Source organism: Streptomyces sp. R11, assembly GCF_041051905.1.
Taxonomy (GTDB): Bacteria; Actinomycetota; Actinomycetes; order Streptomycetales; family Streptomycetaceae; genus Streptomyces.
On record NZ_CP163432.1, the window covers coordinates 3725716 to 3748402 of the forward strand.

Sequence of the window (22687 nt, forward strand, 5' to 3'; positions counted from 1 at the left end):
CACGAGTGAAATTACAAGTGTGCTGCTCCGGGCGAGTCAAGCCGAGATCTGCTATTGAGCCCCTTATTCACTCTGCGGAACCAAGGCCTAGCGGAAAGTGTTCAAATCGGCATAAACCTTGACAAGCGGACGAGGCCCGGGAGGGCGTCCAACCCCGCCCAGAGCCTGTACGGAAAAGGACGCCCAGAAGTTCGATCTCGTTGCACACACGCGCAGATGCGAACCGGATCACAGTCGGATCACAGGATCACAACGACGCCGCGCGCCCGGTTGTGCGCCATGTGTCCCGGCCAACCCATGAACAAACCTTTCGCCACGGAGATGAACCGGATGAGGTGAAACATGTCCCACATAACGGGCGTCGAGTTGACACTGAAGGTGCAAACCGATGTCCTTGTGGGCATGCTCGCGAACTCGGCACTCACCTCGACCCGCACCGCCGGGTCCCACGGTGCTGCCCGCGCTCGCTGTAGCTGTTGCTGTCCCAGCTGTTGAGCCACACCTGCTCCAGCTGTAGGCCGAGCCACCCTTTTCTCGGCTCTCGTTCCCTCTGACCTTCCTTCACTGAGGAACCACCGCACCCCATGAACAGCGACAGCGACCTCCAGATCGCCGGCGACATCCTCGAAGTCCCGCACCTCCTCCAGACACCGCGCGAGCACCCGGCCACCGTCGCCGAGTTCGTCGGCCTGGCCCGCTCCATCGCCGCCGACCGCTCCCAGTGGGAGCACCTCGTCCGGTACGACGCCACCACACGCTGGTACCACCGGCTGAGCACGGGCCCCGGCTACGAGGTGTGGCTGCTGTCCTGGGTCCCCGGACAGGGCAGCGGCCTGCACGACCACGGCCCGTCCTCCGGTGTCCTCACGGTCCTGGACGGCACGCTCACCGAGCGCACGGAACGCGGCACGCGCGTGTTGGAGGCGGGCGCGCAGCGAGTGTTCGCGCCGGGATACATGCACGAGGTCGCGAACGACGCGCTGGAGCCGGCGGTGAGCCTGCACGTGTACTACCCGGGTCTGACGGAGATGCCGATGCTCCCCCAGTCCCAACTTCGTTCGACCGCGCAGACCCCCGTGGCCTCGGCCTGCGAGGCGCGTCCGCAGCAGCGTCCCGTGACTGCCTGACGCGTTGTCGTACCCGCCTGCAAGACTGCTCCCATGCGCATTGTGGTTCTGGCAGGCGGCATCGGTGGTGCCCGGTTCCTGCGCGGTCTGAAGCAGGCCGCACCGGACGCGGACGTCACGGTCATCGGCAACACCGGGGACGACATCCACCTCTTCGGGCTGAAGGTCTGCCCGGACCTCGACACGGTGATGTACACGCTGGGCGGCGGCATCAACGAGGAGCAGGGCTGGGGGCGGGCCGACGAGACCTTCCATCTCAAGGAGGAGCTCGCCGCGTACGGCGTCGGGCCGGAGTGGTTCGGGCTCGGCGACCGGGACTTCGCCACGCACATCGTGCGGACGCAGATGATCGGCGCCGGATATCCGCTCAGCGCGGTGACGGAGGCGCTGTGCGACCGCTGGAAGCCGGGAGTCCGGCTCATCCCCATGACCGACGACCGCGTCGAGACGCACGTCGCGGTCGAGGTGGACGGCGAGCGCAGAGCCGTCCACTTCCAGGAGTACTGGGTGCGGCTGCGGGCCTCGGTGCCGGCGCAGGCGATCGTGCCGGTCGGCGCGGAGCAGGCCAAGCCGGCGCCGGGTGTCCTGGAGGCGATCGCCGACGCGGACGTCATCCTCTTCCCGCCGTCCAACCCGGTCGTCTCGGTCGGCACGATCCTCGCCGTACCCGGTATCCGCGAGGCGATCGCAGACGCCGGCGTGCCGGTCGTGGGCCTGTCCCCCATCGTCGGCAACGCGCCCGTGCGCGGGATGGCCGACAAGGTGCTCGCGGCGGTCGGCGTGGAGTCGACGGCACCGGCGGTCGCCGAGCACTACGGCTCGGGGCTCCTGGACGGATGGCTCGTCGACACCGTGGACGCGGGCTCCGTCGAGCAGGTCGAGGCGGCCGGGATCCGCTGCCGGGCCGTACCGCTGATGATGACCGACCTCGACGCGACCACGCAGATGGCCCGCGAGGCGCTGACGCTGGCCGAGGAGGTGCGAGCGGCTTGAGCGACGTGTCTGCCGACGGCTACCGCGTCTGGGCCGTCCCCGGGATTCCCGAGGTCCAGCAGGGGGACGACCTCGCGAAACTGATCGCCACCGCCGAACCCGGCCTCGCCGACGGGGACGTGCTCCTGGTCACCTCGAAGATCGTGTCCAAGGCCGAGGGACGGATCGTCGAGGCGACCGACCGGGAAGCCGCCATCGACGCGGAGACCGTACGGGTCGTGGCGCGCCGCGGCGCCCTGCGCATCGTCGAGAACCGGCAGGGGCTCGTGATGGCCGCCGCCGGGGTCGACGCCTCCAACACGCCCGCCGGGACCGTGCTGTTGCTGCCCGAGGACCCCGACGCGTCCGCGCGGGCGATCCGGGACGGGCTGTGGGACGCCCTCGGGGTCGACGTCGGGGTCCTCGTCACCGACACCTTCGGCCGCCCCTGGCGCGCGGGGCTCACCGACGTGGCGATCGGCGCCGCCGGCATCCACGTACTCGACGATCTGCGCGGCGGCACGGACGCGTACGGCAATCCGCTCAGCGCGACCGTCGTGGCGACCGCCGACGAACTCGCCGCCGCCGGTGACCTGGTGAAGGGCAAGGCCGCCGGGCTGCCCGTGGCCGTGGTACGCGGGCTGGCGCACACCGTCGCCGAGGAGCACGGCGAGGGCGCGCGGGCCATGGTGCGCGGCGCTCGTGACGACATGTTCCGGCTGGGCACGTCGGAGGCGCTACGGGAGGCGGTGACCCAGCGCCGTACGGTCCGGGCCTTCACGGACGAGCCGGTCGACGCCGGGGCCGTACGAAGAGCGGTCGCGGCGGCGGTCACGGCACCGGCGCCGCACCACACCACACCGTGGCGTTTCGTGCTGCTGGAGTCGCAGGAGTCGCGGACGCGGCTGCTCGACGCGATGCGGGACGCCTGGATCGCCGACCTGCGGCGTGACGGCAAGAGCGAGGAGTCCATCGCCAAGCGGGTGCGACGCGGGGACGTGCTGCGCAACGCGCCGTATCTCGTGGTGCCGTGCCTGGTCATGGACGGATCGCACACCTACGGCGACGCACGGCGGGACGGTGCCGAGCGGGAGATGTTCGTCGTCGCCACCGGGGCCGGGGTGCAGAACTTCCTGGTCGCGCTGGCCGGGGAGCGGCTGGGGTCGGCGTGGGTTTCGTCGACGATGTTCTGCCGGGACGTGGTGCGGGAGGTCCTCGGGCTGCCGGAGGACTGGGATCCGATGGGGGCCGTGGCGATCGGGCATCCGGCGGAGAAGCCTCGGCCTCGGGCGGAGCGGGATGCGGGGGCTTTCATCACGGTGCGGTAGTGCGCGCCGTGGAGCGCCTACGCTCGTAGGGGTCTCTCCATACCGGTTTTCTTAGGACTTCACTCGTGGCAGGACGCTTCACTCCGCAGTCCACGCGTACGACGGTGCGCGGCGGACATGTCCCCGTGCCCGCCGGGATACCGCGTCAGGCGCCGGCCCCCGGGCGGGTGCGCACCTGGGTGCCGGAGTGGCCGCTCGATCTCGGGCTGGTGCTGGGGCCTCTGCGGCGTGGGCCCGGGGATCCGACGTTCCGGGCGATGCCGGACGGGTCGGTGTGGCGGGCCTGTCTCACGCCTGCCGGGCCCGGGACGCTGCGGGTCGGCATGCGGGGTTCCGAGGTGCGGGGCGAGGCCTGGGGGCCTGGAGCCGAGTGGCTGCTGGAGCAGTTGCCCGAGCTGCTCGGAGCCGCCGATGATCCGTCCGCCTTCGTGCCGCGGCATCGGCTGGTGGCGCTCGCTCGGCATCGGCGGCCGGGGCTGCGGTTGACGCGGACCGGCCTGGTGCTGGAGTCGTTGATTCCGTCGATTCTGGAGCAGAAGGTCACGACCGATGAGGCGTATCGGGCGTGGCGGTTGCTGGTCCGGAAGTACGGGGTGGCGGCGCCGGGGCCCGCGCCCGGGCGGATGTGCGTCATGCCGGACGCGGCGACCTGGCGGATGATTCCGTCCTGGGAGTGGCATCGGGCCGGGGTGGACAACAAGCGGGCGTCGACGATTCTGCGGGCCGTACGGGTCGCTGCGCGGCTGGAGGAGGCGGTGGGGATGGCTCCGGCTCAGGCGCAGGCGCGGTTGGAGGTCGTGCCGGGGATCGGGCCGTGGACGTCTTCGGAGGTTGTGCAGCGCAGTCATGGGGCGGCGGATGCGGTGACCGTGGGGGATCTGCATCTACCGGGGATCGTGGGGTTTGCGCTTGCCGGGGATCGGGATGCGGATGACTCCGTGATGCTGGAATTGTTGGAGCCGTACGCGGGGCAGCGGCATCGGGCGGCTCGGTTGATTCTGTTGAGCGGGCGGGTGCCGGGGCGGCGGGCTCCGCGGATGCCGGTGGGGGATATCGGGCGGTTGTAGGGGGCGGGGTTTTTCGCCCCCGCCGCCCCTGCCCTCCCGTCCTTGAAGGGGCTCCCGGCCCTTCGACCCCGGACCTGGGGGCTGCCGCCCCCAGACCCCCGCTTCGGCCTGAACGGCCTCGTCCCAAACGCCGGACGGTCTGAAATGCCTGGACCGGCGCCGAGAGGCACCGTCGGCATGCGCGCGGCCCCCAGCGGGTGGGTGGGGGCTAGGGATGGCACAGCCTCGCCCTCAACGCCGGACCGGGCTGAATGCCTAGGCCGACGCTGGGAAGTGGCCGGCGCTCCTACAGGTCTGGCGAGAAACGTACCGACCCCGCCGGGATCCGAGCGTCGCACCACACCCGTACCCCGTCCCTCAGCTCGTTGTCGGCGCCGATGACCGCGCCGTCGCCGATGACCGTGCCGGTGAGGACCGAGCGTTGGCCCACACGGGCGCGGGTGCCGATGAGGGAGTCGGTGATGATGGCGCCGGGTTCGATGACGGCGCCGGGGAGGATCGTGCTGCCGAAGACGCGCGCGCCCTCGGCCACGAAGGCGCCCTCGCCCACCACCGTGCCGCCGGTCAGCTTGGCGTCGGGGGCGACGCTGGCCGTGGGGAGGATCAGGCGGTCGCCGCAGCGGCCGGGGACCGCGGGGGACGGGGCCCGGCCCAGGACGAGGTCCGCCGAGCCGCGGACGAAGGCCGCGGGGGTGCCCAGGTCGAGCCAGTACGTTGAGTCGACCATGCCCTGGAGGTGGGCGCCGGCCGACAGGAGGTCGGGGAACGTCTCGCGTTCGACCGAGACGGGCCGACCCGCCGGGATCGTGTCGATGACCGAGCGGCGGAAGACGTACGCCCCCGCGTTGATCTGGTCGGTGACGATCTCCTCGGGGGTCTGCGGCTTCTCCAGGAACGCCGTCACCCGGCCCGTGTCGTCCGTCGGGACCAGGCCGTACGCCCTGGGGTCCGTCACCTGTGTGAGGTGGAGGGAGACGTCCGCGCCCGTCGTCTCGTGCGTACGGACCAGGGCCCTGATGTCCAGGCCCGTCAGGATGTCCCCGTTGAAGATGAGCACCGGGTCGTCGGGCGCGGAGTGGAGCCGGGAGGCCACGTTGCGGATCGCACCGCCCGTGCCGAGGGGCTCCTCCTCCGTCACGTACTCCAGGTGGAGACCGAGCGCCGAGCCGTCCCCGAAGTACGGCTCGAAGACCTCGGCCAGATACGAGGTCGCCAGGACGATGTGTTCTACGCCCGCCGCTCTCGCTCTCGCCAACTGGTGCGTGAGGAACGGGACCCCGGCCGCCGGGACCATGGGCTTCGGCGTGTGCACGGTGAGCGGACGCAGCCGAGTGCCCTTGCCACCGACCAGGAGGATCGCTTCTGTCACCTGTCGTCTCTGCTTCCTGCCGGGACCGGCCGAACTGTCTTTCGGCCGGCCAGTGTATGCAGACCGTTGTGCGACGCCTTCGACGGCAGTGCGGCAATCCGCCTCATGCCCCCCGACGGCGGTGAATGCGACCCCATGCACCTCATGCCCCCCATGAGTCCAGCTACGAGCGCTACGAGTCCCCTACGGTCCCCGAGTCCCGCATGGTCCCGCATGGTCTCCAGACGCTTGCCCCGCCCCCCTCAACTCCGCGCCCGTTCAGCGCCCCTGGTAGCGGGCCGCCGACGCGCGGGCGGAGCCGAGCTTGCTGTAGAGCTGCTTGCCGGGGCACTCCGTGGAGAAGCCGTCCCGGTGGCCGGAGATCACATTCAGTCGTACGTTCTTTCCCTTTCGGTAGAGATTGCCACCGCCGGACTTCAGGTATGTCTTTCCGCGCGGATTGGCACCGTAGAGCCCCAGTTTCCAGGCCGTGAGCCGCGCCACGGCCTTCACCGAGGCGGCGGTCGGCTTGGTGACGCCGTAGCTGCCGAGGACGGCGATCCCCATGCTGTTGGTGTTGAAACCGCGAGTATGGGCACCCAGGACCGGCTTCGCCACTCCCCCGGCGCGCCCCTCGTAGATGTTTCCGCACTTGTCGACGAGGAAGTTGTAGCCGACGTCACGCCAGCCCATGCTCACCACGTGGTAGCGGTAGATACCGCGAATGAGCGAGGGGACCTGCGAGCAGGAGTACTTGCTGCCGGAGGCCGTGTGGTGCACGAAGGCCGCCTGCACCTTCTTCGTGTAGACGAAACTCCGCTCCCGCCAGCTCTCGTTCGCGCCCCAGCCGCGCCGCGTGACGATGCGCGGCCGCGGCCCGATGTACGGCTTCGCCCGCTGCTCCTGCGTCAACTCGGTACCGCGAAGCGCCAACAGCTCCCGCTCGGTGGCGGCCCGGCCGAGCTCGGGGATCTCGGCGGCACCGACGGGCGCGAGGTCGACGTTGGCTGCGGAGGCGGCCAGGGACTCGGCGGTCTCGACGGTCTCGGGGTTGAGCGTTCCGGGGCGGGGTGCGCCGGCGGTGTCGCCGCCCTGCGCGGGGGCTGGGTCGCCGGGGTCGACGAGTTCGAGGCGAAGGCCGGCGGGAAGCGTCGAGGCGGCCTCGGGGCGGGCTGTCGTGTCGTCACCACTGCCCCCCACGCCGTCCTCGGGCTCCTCGGAGGCCTTCTCGGGTTCCCCGGTCGGCCGCGGCCCGGCGGCCTCGGTGGCCTCCGGGGTGACCCGTACCTCCACGCCGTCCGACTCCCCGACCCACAACGGCGCCGTGGAGCCGCGGACCCGGCCCGAGGTGCGTTCGGCGGTGCCCGGGTCGGCCGCGTGATCGGCATTGTGGGTCTCGACGTCCTGCCAGCCGGACCAGATGCCCGTGCCGACGGCGCGGGCGCGGACCTGGACGCGGCCGTGCAGTTCGACGTCCGGGTCGTCCCAGATGACGCCGACGAGGGAGAAGTGCCCTACGCCGCGGGGTGACAGGCCCTGTTCGGCGGGAGCACCGCTGACTCGGTCACCGTCGAGGGGGGCGAGGGGCAGCGACTGGGTGCTGCCGGGGACGTACGACTCACCGCCCGGCTGACGCACCGCCGGCCCGGCCATCGTCCCTGCGCTCGTGGCGGCTTCCGCTCCGAGCGCCGGTCTCGCGGTCGCCGCGACGGCAGGTGGGGTGAGCGGGAGGGCCAGAGCGGCCGCGCACGTGACACCGATTGAGGAAGCAAGGAATCCACGCATAGCAACGATGTTGGACATAGTCATACAAACCTGTCCATCGGGGAGCTGACGGGGCGTCGGCCTGCGATTCGTCCGAACCGGTGGCGGTCGGACGGCCCCGGTGGGGGGTGCGCGGGCGCGTGTCCGCGTACGCTTGCGCGGGTGAATGCCACCGATCGCACCCCTGCCGACCTGCTGCGTTCCGCGCTGACCGCGGATCCGAGCCGTCCCCTGGTGACCTTCTACGACGACGCCACCGGGGAACGCGTCGAATTGTCCGTGGCCACGTTCGCCAATTGGGTGGCCAAGACCGCGAATCTGCTCCAGGGGGACCTGGGGGCCGGCCCCGGCGACCGCGTCACGCTCTTGCTCCCCGCCCACTGGCAGACCGCGGTCTGGCTGCTGGCCTGCTCGTCGGTCGGCACGATCGCGGACGTGGGCGGGGATCCGGCGGCGGCCGACGTGGTGGTGAGCGGGCCGGACGGGCTGGAGGCGGCGCGGGCGTGCCGGGGGGAACGGGTCGCGTTGGCGCTACGGCCGCTGGGGGGCCGCTTTCCGCAGCCGCCGGCCGGCTTCGCCGACTACGCGGTGGAGGTGCCGAGTCAGGGTGACCGTTTCGCGCCGTACGCGCCGGTGGATCCCGAGGATCCCGCGTTGATCGTGGCCGGGCGGGAGTTCAGCGGTGCCGAGGTCGTGGAGCGGGCGCAGGCCGAGGCGACGGGGCTGGGGCTCACGGGGCCGGGGTCGCGGATTCTCTCCGCCCTTCCCTACGACACCTGGGAGGGGCTCAATGCGGGGCTGTACGCGGCGCTGGCGACCGGGGGGTCCGTGGTGTTGTGCCGGCACCTCGAATCCCTGGGCGAGGACGCCCTGGCCAAGCGCATCGAGGCCGAACGGGTGACGGTGACCGCGCGGTAGCCTCCGGCAATTCCGGGAGTCTCGTCATCCGGCCCTGCGAAGATCCCCCTCCTTCCTCGCCCCCGCCGCCCCTACCCTTCCCGTCCTTGAAGGGGCTCCAGCCCCTTCAACCCCGGACCTGAGGGCTGCCGCCCCCACGCCCCCGGCATCGGCCTGAACGGCCTCGTCCTCAAACACCGGGCGGGCTGAAATACCTGGACCGGCGCCGAGAAGTGCCGTCGGCACGGTGCGTAGCCACCCGCGGGTGGGTGGGGGCTAGGGATGGCACAGCCTTGCCCTCGACCGCCAGACGGGCTGAAACGCCAGGACCGGCGCCGAGAGGAACCGTCTGCACGCGTGCACCGCGCCCCTGCGAGTGGGCCGGGGTCGGGGATGGCGCAGCCCCGCTCCCACCGCCGGAGGGGCTGAATTACCTGGACCGGCGTCGCACAGTGGCCCTGGCGGTGGCGCACCCCCGCGGCGCCGCACCCACCCACGCCGGCAAGGGGACGTGCCGGGGGTGTCCGCCCGCAGTGGCCGGCGTCAAGGAACGGCACCTCTCAGCCCGACCCCCAGCCGCCGGTCCGAGGACGGACACCCCCCGGCACATCCCCGACCCACCCACACACCGGCAGGCGCCACGCGAACCCCCACCCACCAGCAACAGGCCGCCGCAGGCACCCCCCCCCCGCCCGACCGCCGGAGGCCCCGTCACCCATTCAGCCCCCCACCACCCCCCCCCCACCACTCATCCGCGCCACGGTGGTAACAGCAGCCCACACCGCACGCACTACGCACTGAGGGGTGGACCCAGCCGTGACCGACTCCGCACGTGCGCGCCCCGGGGCGTCGGGCAGTAAGGCGGGCAGGGACAACAGGTCCGTACGGCGGTGGGTGCGGCGGGGGGCCCTGGGGCTCGGGCTGGTGGTCATTGCCGCCGGTGGTGCCGGATGGGCCGTGTACGCGAAGCTCAACTCCAACATCACGCCCGACGAGGCCGCCGCGGCCGAATTGGCCCGGTATGAGAAGGAGCGCCCCACCGCACGCGTCAGCGGCGCCCAGAACATCCTGCTCATCGGGTCGGACTCGAGGGCGGGCCAGGGAAACCGCCGCTACGGACGCGACTCCGGCACCGAGCGCTCCGACACCACCATCCTGCTGCACCTCTCCGGCAAGCGCCGCAGCGCCACCGCCGTCTCGATACCCCGCGACCTGATGGTCGACGTCCCCGGGTGCCGGAAGTCCAACGGCTCCCGCAGCGAGCCCATGTTCGCGATGTTCAACTACGCCTTCCAGATAGGCGGTTCGGCCTGCACCATCCGCACCGTGGAGCGGATGACCAACATCCGGGTCGACCACCACATGGTCGTCGACTTCCACGGCTTCAAGGAGATGGTCGACGCCGTCGACGGCGTGGAGATCTGCCTCAGCAAGCCCATCAACGACAAGGCCGCCAAGCTGAGGCTCCCGGCCGGCAAGGTCACCCTCAACGGCGAGCAGGCACTCGGCTACGTCCGCGCCCGCAAGACCCTCGGCGACGGCAGCGACACCGACCGCATGGACCGCCAGCAGCGCTTCCTCGCCGCGCTCGTGCACAAGGTGCAGAGCAACGACGTACTGCTGAACCCGGTCCGTCTCTATCCGGTCCTGGACGCCGCCACTTCCTCCCTCACCACGGACCCGGCCCTGGCCAGCTTGCGTGGTTTGTACGAACTTGCGCGTGGGGTGCGCGACATCCCCACCGAACGCGTGCAATTCCTCACGGTCCCGAGGGAGTCGTACATCTACAACGCCAATCGCGACCAACTCGTGGAACCCGAAGCCGAGCGACTCTTCCAGCGACTGCGCGCCGACGCCCCGGTGGAAGTCGTGAATTCGCCCGAAACGTCCCAGGGGCCCGAGCCCTCGGATCCCGTTTCCCCGGCACCCACCTTCCGCGGCAACACCGCCGCCCAGAACCCCTGCGGGTAAAGCGCTCACCAAGTCGACGAACCCCAGTTCAAAGAAATGCGCCGGATTGCCCAGTTGTAGGGACGTGGAATTTGTCACCGTCGTCGCTTGACGCTGAACTGGGCGGATAGTGTGAGCGACCCGGTGCACCCGGCCGTAGTTAGGCTTGCGCACTGTTTGACCGAGACCCGAGCGCCTTGGAGGGGGTAGGCGCCGCGTGGCCCCGACGGAGGATTCAGACAACCGTGGACGCGCAAGGCCGTGGGCGGGCGGACGACATCGATCCCGCAGACCAGTGGGTGCTCAATCCGAACACCGGCGAATACGAACTGCGACTGGCTCCTTCCGCACCGCAGTCGTCGGTGCCCGGGCCCCGCAGATCCGCCTCCCGGGCGGGAGCGGCTTCCCGTGCCGGTGGCACGACTGCCGGGGGGACTTCCGCCGGGGGTGCGGGTAGCGGCGCGGGCGCCGGGGGTGCCGTACGCAATCGCACCGCCGCCCCCGCACGCGAGACGCGTCCCGCGCCGGGCCGTGAGGTCCCGTCGCAGCGCAGACGCAGGGGTGCGCCGGAGGAGCCGCCGGGCCGGCGTGGCCGGCGGCCGGTGAAGAAGAACAAGGCGAAGCGGGCCCTGCTCTGGACCGGCGGAATCACCGCGTTCGTGGTGGTCGCCGCCGCCGCGGGCGCGTATCTCTACATCGAGCACCTCAACGACAACATCCAGTCCCTCTCCGACGACGGCGCGAGCACCGGTGGCTTCTCGAAGGACAAGGCCATCAACATCCTGCTCATCGGCACGGACAAGCGCACGGGCGCGGGCAACGACAAGTACGGCGACTCGGGCAGTGCGGGGCACGCCGACACCACGATCCTGCTGCACGTCTCCAAGGACCGCTCGAACGCGACCGCGCTGAGCATCCCGCGTGACCTGATCGTCGACATCCCGGACTGCCCGACCACGCAGGCGGACGGCTCCTCGAAGGTCATCGCGGGCGAGACCGACGTCCGTTTCAACACCAGCCTCGGCCAGGAGGGCCGCACGCCCAGTTGCACCGTGCGGACGGTCACCGAGCTGACCGGAATCCAGGCGGACAACTTCATGGTGGCCGACTTCAACGCCGTGAAGACGCTGACATCTGCGGTCGGCGGCGTCGAGGTGTGCCTCGCCAAGGACATCAACGACCCCGACTCCAAGCTCAACCTCCCCAAGGGCGAGCATGTGATCGAGGGTGAGCAGGCGCTGGCCTTCGTCCGCACCCGGCATGCCGTCGGCACCGGCGGCGACCTGAGCCGGATCGGGCTCCAGCAGCAGTTCCTCAGCGCGCTGATGCGCAAGTTGAAGTCGAACGACACCCTCACCAGCCCGTCGAAGATGATCAAGCTGGCCGAGGCGGGCACGAAGGCGCTCACCGTCGACTCGGCGCTCGACACCATCGACAAGCTGAAGGACCTCGGCCTTGAGCTCGGCAAGCTCAACACCAAGAACCTGACCTTCACGACGGTTCCGGTGATAGACAACCCGACGGAGAAGGTCCGGGCGACGGTCGTCCCCAACCCGACCACGGCACCCCAGGTCTTCCAGGCGATCCAGAACGACGTCTCCTTCACCGCGGTCAAGGAGCAGAAGAAGAAGGAAGCCGCCGCCGTGGCCGCCCGGCTCAAGGGCACCAAGGCCGACCCCGCCGATGTGCGGGTGCAGGTCTACAACGGCGGAGCGCCCGCGGGCAGCGCCCAGGAGACCCTCACCTGGCTGCAGACCGAGGAGGGCGTGGAGAAGTCCGAGAACGCGGGCAACGCCCCGGAGTCGCTGTCGAAGACGACGCTCGAGTACGCGCCGGACCAGGCGGACCAGGCACGCCGACTCGCCGCGATCATGGGGCTGTCCGGATCCGCGCTGAAGCCCGGCAAGAGTGTGACCAACTCCCAGGGCCTGCCCACGATGACGCTGACGCTGGGCAAGGACTTCAAGGGTGCGGGCGTATCGCTCACGACTCCGAGCAAGGCGCCCGACGTGGAGAAGTCCACGGCCGACAAGGTGGAGTGCGCGAAGTAGTCACTCAACGGGCCCGTCCGACCGTCTGCTTGGCGTGCGGCGGGCCCGTTCCGCTCGGCAGCGTCGGCAGGGCATCCGTGGCCCGCATCCGCGGTGCGGCACCGCGGCACGGAATGTCCGGTACGGAAACTCGGGCGGGGAACGCAACTGTGGCCGACTCTCGTTGGTCTGACACAAGACACGGTTGTGTCAGGCGGCGTTGGCCCGACACACCACGCGGCCGTGCCGTGCGTGGATTTTGCCGACGCGTGGCCAACCGGGCTCGGACCCACAGGGGTCTGACAGGTTGCGAACCGGCGTCGGACAGGGTGGTCCGACATGGTTCGCTCCACACCGGACAGGGAGGTCCGGCGCGGGGCGGAGCCGTGTCGGGCAATGGGTGGGGAAGGGCAGACAGTTGGCGCAGAGCAGTGTGCGAGGGGATGCCCCCGCGGTGGAGGACACCATGTCCCTCACACCGCAGGCCGACCATGACACGCCGGCCGACCAGGGCGGCCGCCACGGTGGCGGGGGTTCCGGGGGCGGCCGTGGGACCGACGGCAGACCCCGCAAACGACGGGTGCTGCGCTGGTCGGCGACGGTTCTGGCGGTGGTGATAATGGGCACCGCGGGTGCCGGATATCTCTACTACCAGCACCTCAACGGCAACCTGAAGAAGGACGACCTCAACATCGGCGACGCCAAGGACCGCGCTGCCGAGACCGAGGCGAACGCGGCCGGTCAGACGCCGCTGAACATCCTGCTGATCGGCTCGGACGCCCGGGACAGCAAGGAGAACCAGAAGCTCGGCGGCGCCAAGGAGACCTTCGGCGGCACCCCCCTCGCCGACGTCCAGATGCTGCTGCACGTCTCGGCCGACCGCACCAACATGTCCGTGGTGAGCATGCCCCGCGACACGCTGGTGGACATCCCCAAGTGCACCGACCCGGACAGCGGGGACGTCTACCAGGCCCGCAGGCGCGCGATGACGAACCAGTCGCTCGGCCGCGGCGGCCCGGGGTGCACGGTGGCGACGTGGGAGAAGCTGACCGACATCCACATCGACCACTTCATGATGATCGACTTCTCGGGCGTGGTGTCGATGGCGGACGCCATCGGCGGCGTCCCGGTCTGTGTGAACGCCAACATCCACTCCAAGGACAGCCAGGGCCACGGCTCCGGGCTGAAGTTGGAGAAGGGCACGACGTACGTCAAGGGCGAGCAGGCCCTGCAGTGGCTGCGCACCCGGTACGGCTTCGAGGACGGCAGCGACCTGGCCCGCGCCAAGGCGCAGCACCAGTACATGAACTCGATGGTCCGCGAGCTGCGCAAGAACGCCAAGCTGAGCAACCCGGGCAAGCTCCGCGCCCTGGCCGAGGCGGCCACCAACGCGCTGACCGTCGACCCGGGCCTGGGCACGGTGGCCAAGCTCTACGACCTGGCCGGGGAGCTCAAGAAGGTTCCGACCTCGCGCATCACCATGACGACGATGCCCAACCGCTACGTCGGTTCGCGCGTCGAGCCCACCGAGGACGCGACCAAGCTGTTCCGGCTGGTGCGCGAGGACATCGCCCTCGACGGCAAGGACAAGAAGAAGGCCACCGAGGAGAAGACCTCCACCGATCCGGCCGCGGCGGACGACGAGATCGCCGTGCAGGTGCAGAACGGCACCCGCACCGACGTCCTCGCCCCGGCCCAGGGCCGCGCGACCACCGTCGCCGGACTGCTCGTGGACGAGGGCTTCACCCAGGCCGTCGCGGACGCCTCGGCCACGCCCACCGCGGACACGACCCTCGTCCGTTACCCGAGCGCCGACCTGGAGGGCGACGCCCAGCGGCTCGCCAAGGCCCTCGGCATCCCGGCCGACGCCGTCGAGAGGTCCACGGACGTCTCCGGCGTCACCCTCGTCGTCGGCGCGGACTGGCGGGAGGGGACGGCGTACAAGGCCCCGAAGCAGGACGACAGGACACCGGACACGGCGGAGGCGCTGAACGCCTCCGACACCAAGGCCTGCATGAAGGTCGACCCCGACTTCACGTGGTGACGGGCACCCCGCCCGGCGGGCTCAGCCGGCGCTGTCGACGCTGAGCACGGCCGGGCGGCGGGAGGCGATGACCTTCCTCGCCAGGGCCCGCGGGCTGGTCAGGAAGCCGTAGCCCCAGGACATGTGCATGGTGGCGAGGGCGACAGGGATCTGGAGGCGTGCCTTCAGCGGGAGGCCCTTGCCGGCCGGGAGCGAGCCTGCGGTGATGGCCGCGAGGTAGCCGCCGGGGACGACCAGCGCCCACGGGGTGACCAGGGCGCCGAGCACGAGGCCCGCCGCGATCGCGCACACCGCCGTCGGCGGGGCGAGGTAGCGCAGGTTGATGGAGCCGGCGTGGTAGCGGGCGACGACGTGACGCCAGCGGCCGTAGTCCTTGTACTGCTTGGCGAGTGCCTTCACCGACGGCCTCGGGCGGTACGACACCTTCAGCTCGGGCGAGAACCAGATCAGTCCGCCCGCTTCCCGGATCCGGAAGTTGAGCTCCCAGTCCTGGGCGCGGATGAACTCCTCGTTGTAGCCGCCCTGTTGCTCCAGCGCCTCACGCCGGAACACACCGAGGTACACGGTCTCGGCCGCCTGCGCCTCGCCGCCGGTGTGGAAGGCGGCGTTCCCGACGCCGATCCTCGACGTCATCGCGGCGGCGACGGCGTGCTCCCAGTCGTTCTCGCCCTCGGCGTGCATGATGCCGCCGACGTTCTGCGCGCCGGTCTCCTCCAGGAGCCGTACGGCGGTGGTGATGTAGTTCGGCGAGAGCATGCCGTGGCCGTCGACGCGGACGACGATCGGGTGGCGGGAGGCCTTGATCGCGGCGTTGAGGGCGGCGGGGGTGCGGCCGGTCGGGTTCGGGACGGTGTGTACGCGCTTGTTCTCGGACGATGCCGTCTCGGCCACGAGCTCGGCGGCGATCTCGTCCGTGCGGTCCGTGGACGGACCGAGGGCGATCACGACCTCCATCTCGCCGGCGTACTCCTGCGCGAGGATCGCTTGGACTGCTCCGCGCAGATGCCGCTCCTCGTTGAGGACGGGCATGATCACGGACACGGCGGGGAGCTGCACGTCGGGATTGGCGTTCATAGGGGGCTCACGTTACCGCGAACGGGGGACACCGGTGCGCCCCGCCGGGGCCGGTGCTCCGGGCAGCAGATCGTATGGGCCTACGGTGCTCACGGATCCCACGTACGGCCCCCAGGGCAACCCCAGCGGAGGTATCCCCCCATGCCCACGCCGCCCCGCCGCTCTTCCGCCCCGCCGCAGCGCAGCCCGCAGCCGCCCCGTGGCGGAGCGCGGCCGGTCGCGCCTGTACGGCGGAGGCGGCCGCGGTGGGCCATGCGGGCGGTGACCACGCTGTCCGTCGTCGTCCTCGCGTCCGCCGGGATCGGGCACGCGGTGGTCACCAGCCTGGACGCGAAGATCGCGCGGGTGGACCCGTTCAAGGACATGAAGAACCGGCCGCAGGCCGGGCACGGGATGAACGTCCTGCTCGTCGGCACGGACGGCCGCGACCGCATCAGCGAGGAGGAGCGGCGCAGGTACCGGCTCGGTGGCGCCCCGTGTCACTGCACCGACACGATCATGATCGTGCACATCTCGGAGGACCGGGAGCGGGCGAGCGTGGTGAGCCTGCCGCGCGACTCGTACGCCGAGGTGCCCGCGGGTGAGGGGCGCAAGGCCCATCCCATCAAGATCAACGCGGCGTACGCGGAGGGCGGGCCGAACCTCACCGTGCGCACCGTCGAGCACATGACGCACGTGAAGATCGACCACTATCTGGAGGTCGACTTCACCAGCTTCATGAAGACGGTCGACGTGGTCGGCGGTGTGCGGATCTGCACGGCCGAGCCGCTGAAGGACTCCTACACCGGGCTGGACCTGCCGGCCGGCACGCATCGGCTGATGGGCGGGGAGGCGTTGCAGTACGTCCGCGCGCGGCACGTCGACAGCGACTCGGATCTCGGCCGGGTGCACCGTCAGCAGCGGTTCATGGCAGCGCTGATCGAGCGGGCGACGTCGTCCGGGATCCTGCTGAACCCGATGCGGTTCCGGGACGTGACGCGGGCGGTGCTGGGGTCGGTGCGGGCGGACAAGGGGTTCGGCACGGGGGAACTGCTCGACCTCGGGCGGGCGATGCGGAACTTCTCGCCGTCGTCGTCGGAGTTCACGACCGTGCCGATCGGGCAGCTGGCATACGAGGTGAAGGGCCTCGGCTCCACCGTGAAGTGGAACACCTCACAGGCCGAACGCCTCTTCCGGGCCCTGCGCGAGGACAAGCCGCTGGCCGCGCAACGGCCGAAGAGGAGGGCCGTGCCGGTGGAGGTCGCCCCGCAGCAGATCCGCGTCCAGGTGGAGAACGGCACGGCGACGGCGGACCTCGGCAAGCGCGTCGACGCCGCGCTCGCGGCGGCCGGGTTCCGTACGACGGGCCGTCCGGTGAACGCGGCGGACCGCTCCGTCAAGCGCACGGTCGTCGCCCACGACCCCGGCTGGGACCGCTCGGCGAAGTCCCTGGCAGCAGCACTCCCGGGGAGTCAACTGCGCCCCGTGAAGGGGCTGGGTCCCACCCTGAAGGTGATCGCCGGGACGGACTTCAAAAAGGTGCGCAAGGTACGGGCCGAGGACCCGACACAGGGCCAGGCGACGGTGGTACGGGGCGACGAGGCGGGGTGCTCCTAGTACGGCGGATGCCCCGCCCGGCAACCCTCGGCAGCGCCCTCAGTCCTCGTACCCCTCCGCCGCCCTCTTCTCGCGGAGTTCCTTGATGGCTCGCCTGCGGGCCAGACGGTGGGTGCGGCGGATCTGGGCCTCCTGGTTGCGGCGCTTGTCGCGTTCGGTTTCCGGGAGAACCTCGGGGACGCGCCGTGGCTTGCCGTCGGCGTCGACCGCTGCGAAGACCAGGTAGGCCGAGCCGACCTGGGTGGGCGGGGCGGACTCGTTCCAGCGTTCCGCAAGGACCCGTACGCCGACCTCCATCGAGGTCCGGCCGGTCCAGTTGACCTGGGCCTTCACATGGACGAGGTCGCCGACGCGGACCGGCTCGAGGAAGACCATCTCGTCCATGGACGCGGTGACGGCGGGGCCGCCACTGTGCCGGCCGGCCACCGCGCCCGCGGCGTCGTCGACGAGTTTCATGATCACACCGCCGTGCACCGTCCCGAGGAGGTTGGTGTCGTTGTGGGTCATGATGTGGCTGAGGGTGGTGCGGGATGCGGAGGTGGGCTTGCCCGGGATCTCCGGAGTGCCCGACTCTGCGGCGGTGACCTGGTCTGTCATGGCCTCCACCTTATGCCGCGTCGACATTCGCGGACTTTGTGTTGGGTTCGCAACAGCCGTGCCTCTATTTTCCGCCGAACCTTGTAAGTGACCTGGCCATGCCCTGCACACTGGGGCGCATGAATGACTGGCCCCAGGCATGGTCCGACGACAACCGCGGCAACCGCTACGGACGCGGCAGCGCGAGCGCACAGCCCGAGAGCGCGCGCGTGATGCGGCAGGTCCGCCGCGGTCAGGCGGCGCCGCCCGGCCAGGGCTACGGCGGGGTGCCGCAGCAGCAGTCGTACGTCAACGGCCAGGGCCACGGCGGCTACGGCGACGACGGGTACGACAGCGGTTACAACACCGGCCAGGTGTACGGCGGTGGCGGGGGCGGCCGTGACGGCGGGGGGATGCGCGAGCCGCGGCCCGCGCCGAACTGGCGGCGCCGTATCAAGGTGACCACCATCACGCTGGTGACGGTGCTGGTGGTGACGTCCGTCGCGACTTACTTCTGGGCCGACTCCAAGCTCAACCGTGAGGTCGACCTGTCCATGGTCATCGACCGACCGGAGGCGGGCGAGGGCACGAACTACCTCATCGTCGGCTCCGACAGCCGTGAGGGGCTGTCCGACGACCAGAAGAAGAACCTGCACACCGGGTCCGCCGACGGCAAGCGCACGGACTCGATGATGATCCTGCACGTCGGCAGCAACGGCGACACCCTGATCTCGCTCCCCCGCGACTCGAACGTCACGATCCCGTCGTACAAGGGCTCGGACTCCGGGAAGCTCTACCAGGGCACCGGCCGTCAGGTGAAGCTGAACGCGGCGTACGCGGAGGACGGTCCCGAACTGCTGGTCCGTACCGTCGAGTCCAACACCGGTCTGCACATCGACCACTACGTCGAGATCGGCTTCGCGGGCTTCGCGAACATCGTGGACTCCGTCGGCGGTGTCGAGATCGACATCCCGCAGGACATCAAGGACTCCAAGTCCGGCGCCGACTTCAAGAAGGGCAAGCAGACCCTGAACGGCGAGGAGGCGCTCGCCTTCGTCCGCACCCGGTACGCGCTGGCCGGCTCCGACCTGGACCGTACGAAGAACCAGCAGAAGTTCCTCTCGGCCCTGGCCAACCAGGTGGCGACCCCGAGCACCGTCCTGAACCCCTTCAAGCTGTACCCGACGATGGGCGCCGGCCTGGACTCGCTGATCGTCGACAAGGACATGGGCCTGTACGACCTGGCGTCCATGTTCTGGGCGATGAAGGGCGTCAGCGGCGGCGAGGGCAAGTCCATGAACATGCCGATCTCGGGCAACTCCGCGAACGGCAACCTCCAGTGGGACACCGCGAAGGTGAAGACGCTGGTGGAACAGCTGAAGAACGACGAGAAGGTCACCGTCTCGGGCAACTGAGGCACCGACGGCAGCGGCGAGGGCACTCCGGCGGGGTGCCCTCGACTGTTGTCGGGCGGTCGTCACATCACGGCGCCCGCCATCGCGCGGCAGGTCGTGGCACAGCGGCGACACGCCTCTGCGCAGCGCATCATCTGGGGATCGTCCGGCATGGACATACACGCCTCCGCGCACATCTCGCAGGCCTTGGCGCACATCGCGCACATCTCGGCCGACATGGGCGAGCGGCGCATCATCATGTCCGCGCACATACGCGTCGTCTCGGCGCAGTCCATGAGCGCCCGCATGATCTGCATCTGAGCCTGGCCGCCCATCTGCATGCAGGAGCTCATGGTCTCCTCGCAGATGCTGTGGCAGGTCATGCACGCGTCGACGCAGTCCTGCATCTCCTTGCTCATCGCGGGCATCGTCTGGGGCTGGGTCATGGCTCCTCCTGGGGGTGCGGGAGCCCGGGTGCGGGCCCCGTGCCCTTCCGTCCTACGCCCGCCCGCCGCGCCGCGCCATCGGGCGGACGCGAACAATTCCCATCAGATGCCACACAGGGCACGGTCGCCCGGGTTCCGCTGCAAGACGGTGCAACAGGTCCAAATGAGTGAAGGGTGCCCGGAGAACCGGACACCCTTCGCCTTCAAATCCCCTGGGGTTACGGCAGGTTGCGCGCCATGACGATGCGCTGGACCTGGTTCGTGCCCTCGTAGATCTGCGTGATCTTGGCGTCGCGCATCATGCGCTCGACGGGGTAGTCACGGGTATAGCCGTAACCGCCGAGGAGCTGGACGGCGTCCGTGGTGACCTCCATCGCCACGTCCGAGGCGAAGCACTTGGCGGCGGCGCCCAGGTAGGTCAGGTCGGCGTCACCGCGCTCGGAGGCGGCGGCGGCCTGGTAGGTCAGGGCGCGGGCGGCCGAGATCTTCATGGCCATGTCGGCGAGCATGAACTGGATGCCCTGGAAGTCGGCGATCGGCTTGCCGAACTGCTTGCGCTCCTGGACGTAGCCCTTGGCGTAGTCGAGGGCGCCCTGGGCGATGCCGAGGGCCTGCGCGGCGATGGTGATGCGGGTGTGGTCCAGCGTCTTCATCGCGGTGGCGAAGCCGGTGCCCTCCTCGCCGATCATGCGGTCCGCCGGTATGCGAACGTTGTCCAGGTAGACCTCGCGGGTCGGGGAGCCCTTGATGCCGAGCTTCTTCTCGGGGGCGCCGAAGGAGACGCCCTCGTCGGCCTTCTCGACGACGAAGGCGCTGATGCCCTTGGAGCGCTTCGTCGGGTCGGTGACCGCCATCACCGTGTAGTACTCGGACTCGCCGGCGTTGGTGATCCAGCGCTTCACGCCGTTCAGCACGTAGTGGTCGCCGTCGCGGACGGCCTTCGTCTTCATGCCGGCCGCGTCGGAGCCGGCGTCGGGCTCGGAGAGGCAGTACGAGAACATGCCCTCGCCCTTGGCGAGCGGGGTCATGTACCGCTTCTTCAGGTCCTCGGAGCCGGAGAGGATCACCGGGAGCGAGCCCAGCTTGTTCACCGCCGGGATGAGGGAGGAGCTCGCGCAGACGCGGGACACCTCCTCGATGACGATCACCGTGGCAAGGGCGTCCGCGCCCGCGCCGCCGTACTCCTCGGGCACGTGGACGGCGTGCAGGTCGTTGGCCACCAGGGCGTCCAGCGCCTCCCGCGGGAAACGGGCCTCCTCGTCCACGGCGGCGGCGTACGGCGCGATCTTCGCCTCGGCCAGCGAGCGAATGGCGTCACGGAGCATGTCGTGCTCCTCGGACGGGCGGTACAGGTCGAAGTCAGCCGATCCGGCCAAGGTCTCTCACGCTCCAAGGACGCTGTGTGGTCAGTGCGAAGCTGGCGCTAATTACCGTTAAGTAACTCAAATTTTAGGGGGCGGCCCACGGGAGTGATACGTGAGCTTCGCGACAGCTGGGAAGTTGCCCTTCAGACCCTCCGACTATGCTCGGGGCCGCATGTCCCCGTCCTTCTCCCTGGAGTCCCCATGGCCCTCAAGATCACGGTGATCGGCACCGGTTACCTCGGCGCGACGCACGCCGCGGCCATGGCCGAGCTCGGCTTCGAGGTGCTGGGGCTCGACGTGGTGCCCGAGAAGATCGAGATGCTCGGCGAGGGCCGGGTCCCGATGTTCGAGCCGGGCCTGGAGGAGCTGCTGCGCAAGCACGTCGCCGGTATCGAGGGTTCCACCGGGCGGCTGCGCTTCACGATGGACTGGGCCGAGGTCGCCGAGTTCGGCGATGTGCACTTCGTCTGTGTGAACACCCCGCAGAAGCACGGCGAGTACGCCTGCGACATGAGCTACGTGGACGCGGCCGTCGAGTCGCTCGCCAAGCACCTGCGTGGGCCCAGCCTGGTCGTCGGCAAGTCGACCGTGCCGGTCGGCAGCGCGGACCGGCTCGCGGCCCGCATCCTGGAGCTCGCCCCTGGCGGCGGTGAGGTCGAGCTCGCCTGGAACCCCGAGTTCCTGCGCGAGGGCTTCGCCGTCCAGGACACGCTGCACCCGGACCGGATCGTGGTCGGCGTGCGCAGCGAGCGGGCCGAGAAGCTGCTGCGCGAGGTGTACGCGACGCCGATCGCGGACGGCTCCCCGTTCGTCGTCACCGACTTCCCCACCGCCGAGCTGGTGAAGACCTCCGCCAACTCCTTCCTCGCCACCAAGATCTCCTTCATCAACGCCATGGCGGAGGTGTGCGAGGCGGCCGGCGGCGATGTGGCCAGGCTCGCGGAGGCCATCGGCCACGACGACCGGATCGGCAAGAAGTTCCTGCGGGCCGGTATCGGGTTCGGCGGCGGCTGCCTGCCCAAGGACATCCGCGCCTTCATGGCCCGCGCCGGTGAGCTGGGTGCCGACCAGGCGCTGACCTTCCTGCGCGAGATCGACTCGATCAACATGCGTCAGCGCGGGCAGATGGTGGAGCTCGCCCGGCAGGCGCTGGGCGGCGGTCCCTTCCTGGGCAAGCGCGTCGCCGTGCTCGGCGCCACCTTCAAGCCCGACTCGGACGACGTCCGCGACTCCCCCGCCCTCAACGTCGCCGGCCAGATCCACCTCCAGGGCGGCCAGGTCACGGTGTACGACCCCAAGGGCATGGACAACGCCCGCCGCCTCTTCCCGACCCTCGGTTACGCCGACACCGCGATCGACGCGGTGCGCGGCGCCGACGTCGTACTGCACCTGACCGAGTGGCGGGAGTTCCGCGAGCTGGACCCGGCGGCGCTCGGCGAGGTCGCGGCAGCGCGGGTCATTCTGGACGGACGCAATGCCCTCGACCCGGAGGTGTGGCGCAAGGCCGGCTGGAACTACCGGGCGATGGGCCGACCGACGGCCTAGACCGCGGGCCACACGGCCGACGACCAGGCCACGGGACGCAGGGGGACCTGACCTCTCCGACGCACAGAGCCGGAGCGCGTGAGCCACGGGGCCGGAGCGCGTGAGCCACAGAGCCGGAGCACGTGAGCCATGGGCCGGAAAGTCCTGATCCACGGCGTCGGGGGT

At 70.2% G+C, this 22687-nt stretch carries 17 protein-coding genes; 11 read left to right on the forward strand and 6 right to left on the reverse strand.

What is annotated here, in order from left to right; all coding sequences use genetic code 11:
• The first annotated feature begins 584 nt into the window (after positions 1-584).
• From AB5J55_RS16880 to AB5J55_RS16895, 4 genes are all read left to right on the forward strand, one after another.
• Positions 585-1127 carry a cysteine dioxygenase family protein gene (locus AB5J55_RS16880; protein WP_369271469.1) on the forward strand — a complete coding sequence of 181 codons (543 nt, stop codon included), beginning with the start codon at positions 585-587 and terminating at the stop codon, positions 1125-1127.
• 33 nt (positions 1128-1160) lie between these two features.
• Positions 1161-2120, forward strand: a complete 960-nt coding sequence (gene cofD, locus AB5J55_RS16885; protein ID WP_369271470.1) for a 2-phospho-L-lactate transferase — start codon at positions 1161-1163, stop codon at positions 2118-2120.
• Positions 2117-3427 (forward strand): coenzyme F420-0:L-glutamate ligase, encoded by a 1311-nt coding sequence (locus AB5J55_RS16890; protein ID WP_369271471.1) that lies wholly within the window; start codon positions 2117-2119, stop codon positions 3425-3427. Before cofD ends, AB5J55_RS16890 begins: the two co-directional genes overlap by 4 nt.
• 65 nt (positions 3428-3492) lie before the next feature.
• Positions 3493-4494 carry a DNA-3-methyladenine glycosylase gene (locus tag AB5J55_RS16895; protein ID WP_369271472.1) on the forward strand — a complete coding sequence of 334 codons (1002 nt, stop codon included), beginning with the start codon at positions 3493-3495 and terminating at the stop codon, positions 4492-4494.
• A gap of 286 nt (positions 4495-4780) precedes the next feature.
• On the opposite strand, the gene AB5J55_RS16900 is transcribed toward AB5J55_RS16895, so the two are convergent.
• Positions 4781-5863: a sugar phosphate nucleotidyltransferase gene (locus tag AB5J55_RS16900; RefSeq protein ID WP_369271473.1), complete on the reverse strand. Its 1083-nt coding sequence runs from the start codon at positions 5861-5863 to the stop codon at positions 4781-4783.
• A gap of 258 nt (positions 5864-6121) precedes the next feature.
• Positions 6122-7645: an N-acetylmuramoyl-L-alanine amidase gene (locus AB5J55_RS16905; RefSeq protein ID WP_369276209.1), complete on the reverse strand. Its 1524-nt coding sequence runs from the start codon at positions 7643-7645 to the stop codon at positions 6122-6124.
• 123 nt (positions 7646-7768) lie between these two features.
• On the opposite strand from AB5J55_RS16905, the gene AB5J55_RS16910 reads away from it, so the two are divergent.
• The 4 genes from AB5J55_RS16910 to AB5J55_RS16925 all read left to right on the forward strand — a co-directional run bounded on the left by AB5J55_RS16910 (position 7769) and on the right by AB5J55_RS16925 (position 14527).
• Complete coding sequence (locus tag AB5J55_RS16910) at positions 7769-8524, forward strand: TIGR03089 family protein (protein WP_369271474.1); 756 nt, start codon at positions 7769-7771, stop codon at positions 8522-8524.
• Positions 8525-9397: 873 nt separating this feature from the next.
• Entirely contained in the window at positions 9398-10474 is a 1077-nt protein-coding gene (locus AB5J55_RS16915) for an LCP family protein (RefSeq protein WP_369276210.1), read from the forward strand.
• 224 nt (positions 10475-10698) lie between these two features.
• Positions 10699-12504 (forward strand): LCP family protein, encoded by a 1806-nt coding sequence (locus AB5J55_RS16920; RefSeq protein WP_369271475.1) that lies wholly within the window; start codon positions 10699-10701, stop codon positions 12502-12504.
• A gap of 445 nt (positions 12505-12949) precedes the next feature.
• Positions 12950-14527, forward strand: coding sequence for an LCP family protein (locus tag AB5J55_RS16925; RefSeq protein ID WP_369271476.1), 1578 nt, complete (start codon positions 12950-12952; stop codon positions 14525-14527).
• A gap of 21 nt (positions 14528-14548) precedes the next feature.
• Here AB5J55_RS16925 and AB5J55_RS16930 read toward each other — a convergent pair whose 3' ends face one another.
• On the reverse strand, positions 14549-15601 hold the full coding sequence (locus AB5J55_RS16930; RefSeq protein ID WP_369271477.1) for a glycosyltransferase family 2 protein: 1053 nt from the start codon (positions 15599-15601) through the stop codon (positions 14549-14551).
• Positions 15602-15853: 252 nt separating this feature from the next.
• Here AB5J55_RS16930 and AB5J55_RS16935 point away from each other — a divergent pair, with 252 nt between their 5' ends.
• Positions 15854-17197 carry an LCP family protein gene (locus AB5J55_RS16935; RefSeq protein ID WP_369271478.1) on the forward strand — a complete coding sequence of 448 codons (1344 nt, stop codon included), beginning with the start codon at positions 15854-15856 and terminating at the stop codon, positions 17195-17197.
• Between the two features lie 39 nt (positions 17198-17236).
• Here the strand turns inward: AB5J55_RS16935 and AB5J55_RS16940 are convergent, their stop codons facing one another.
• A complete protein-coding gene (locus AB5J55_RS16940) occupies positions 17237-17794 on the reverse strand; it encodes an acyl-CoA thioesterase (RefSeq protein ID WP_369271479.1) in 558 nt (185 codons plus the stop codon).
• A 119-nt stretch (positions 17795-17913) separates the two neighbouring features.
• Between AB5J55_RS16940 and AB5J55_RS16945 the strand changes: the two genes are divergently transcribed.
• The gene (locus AB5J55_RS16945) at positions 17914-19188 is read left to right on the forward strand and encodes an LCP family protein (RefSeq protein ID WP_369271480.1); all 1275 of its coding nucleotides are present in this window, start codon (positions 17914-17916) and stop codon (positions 19186-19188) included.
• A gap of 62 nt (positions 19189-19250) precedes the next feature.
• Here AB5J55_RS16945 and AB5J55_RS16950 read toward each other — a convergent pair whose 3' ends face one another.
• Positions 19251-19613, reverse strand: a complete 363-nt coding sequence (locus AB5J55_RS16950) for a four-helix bundle copper-binding protein (RefSeq protein ID WP_369271481.1) — start codon at positions 19611-19613, stop codon at positions 19251-19253.
• Between the two features lie 218 nt (positions 19614-19831).
• The gene (locus tag AB5J55_RS16955; protein ID WP_369271482.1) at positions 19832-20989 is read right to left on the reverse strand and encodes an acyl-CoA dehydrogenase; all 1158 of its coding nucleotides are present in this window, start codon (positions 20987-20989) and stop codon (positions 19832-19834) included.
• A gap of 189 nt (positions 20990-21178) precedes the next feature.
• Between AB5J55_RS16955 and AB5J55_RS16960 the strand changes: the two genes are divergently transcribed.
• Positions 21179-22522 (forward strand): UDP-glucose/GDP-mannose dehydrogenase family protein, encoded by a 1344-nt coding sequence (locus AB5J55_RS16960; RefSeq protein WP_369271483.1) that lies wholly within the window; start codon positions 21179-21181, stop codon positions 22520-22522.
• The last annotated feature ends 165 nt before the right edge of the window (positions 22523-22687 follow it).

Coding starts and splice junctions, on each gene's coding strand:
- AB5J55_RS16880 (WP_369271469.1), top strand. CDS start 585: ATGAACAGCGACAGCGACCTCCAGATCGCCGGCGACATCCTCGAAGTC.
- cofD (WP_369271470.1), top strand. CDS start 1,161: ATGCGCATTGTGGTTCTGGCAGGCGGCATCGGTGGTGCCCGGTTCCTG.
- AB5J55_RS16905 (WP_369276209.1), bottom strand. CDS start 7,645: ATGTCCAACATCGTTGCTATGCGTGGATTCCTTGCTTCCTCAATCGGT.
- AB5J55_RS16925 (WP_369271476.1), top strand. CDS start 12,950: ATGTCCCTCACACCGCAGGCCGACCATGACACGCCGGCCGACCAGGGC.
- AB5J55_RS16930 (WP_369271477.1), bottom strand. CDS start 15,601: ATGAACGCCAATCCCGACGTGCAGCTCCCCGCCGTGTCCGTGATCATG.
- AB5J55_RS16935 (WP_369271478.1), top strand. CDS start 15,854: ATGCGGGCGGTGACCACGCTGTCCGTCGTCGTCCTCGCGTCCGCCGGG.
- AB5J55_RS16940 (WP_369271479.1), bottom strand. CDS start 17,794: ATGACAGACCAGGTCACCGCCGCAGAGTCGGGCACTCCGGAGATCCCG.
- AB5J55_RS16945 (WP_369271480.1), top strand. CDS start 17,914: ATGAATGACTGGCCCCAGGCATGGTCCGACGACAACCGCGGCAACCGC.
- AB5J55_RS16950 (WP_369271481.1), bottom strand. CDS start 19,613: ATGACCCAGCCCCAGACGATGCCCGCGATGAGCAAGGAGATGCAGGAC.
- AB5J55_RS16960 (WP_369271483.1), top strand. CDS start 21,179: ATGGCCCTCAAGATCACGGTGATCGGCACCGGTTACCTCGGCGCGACG.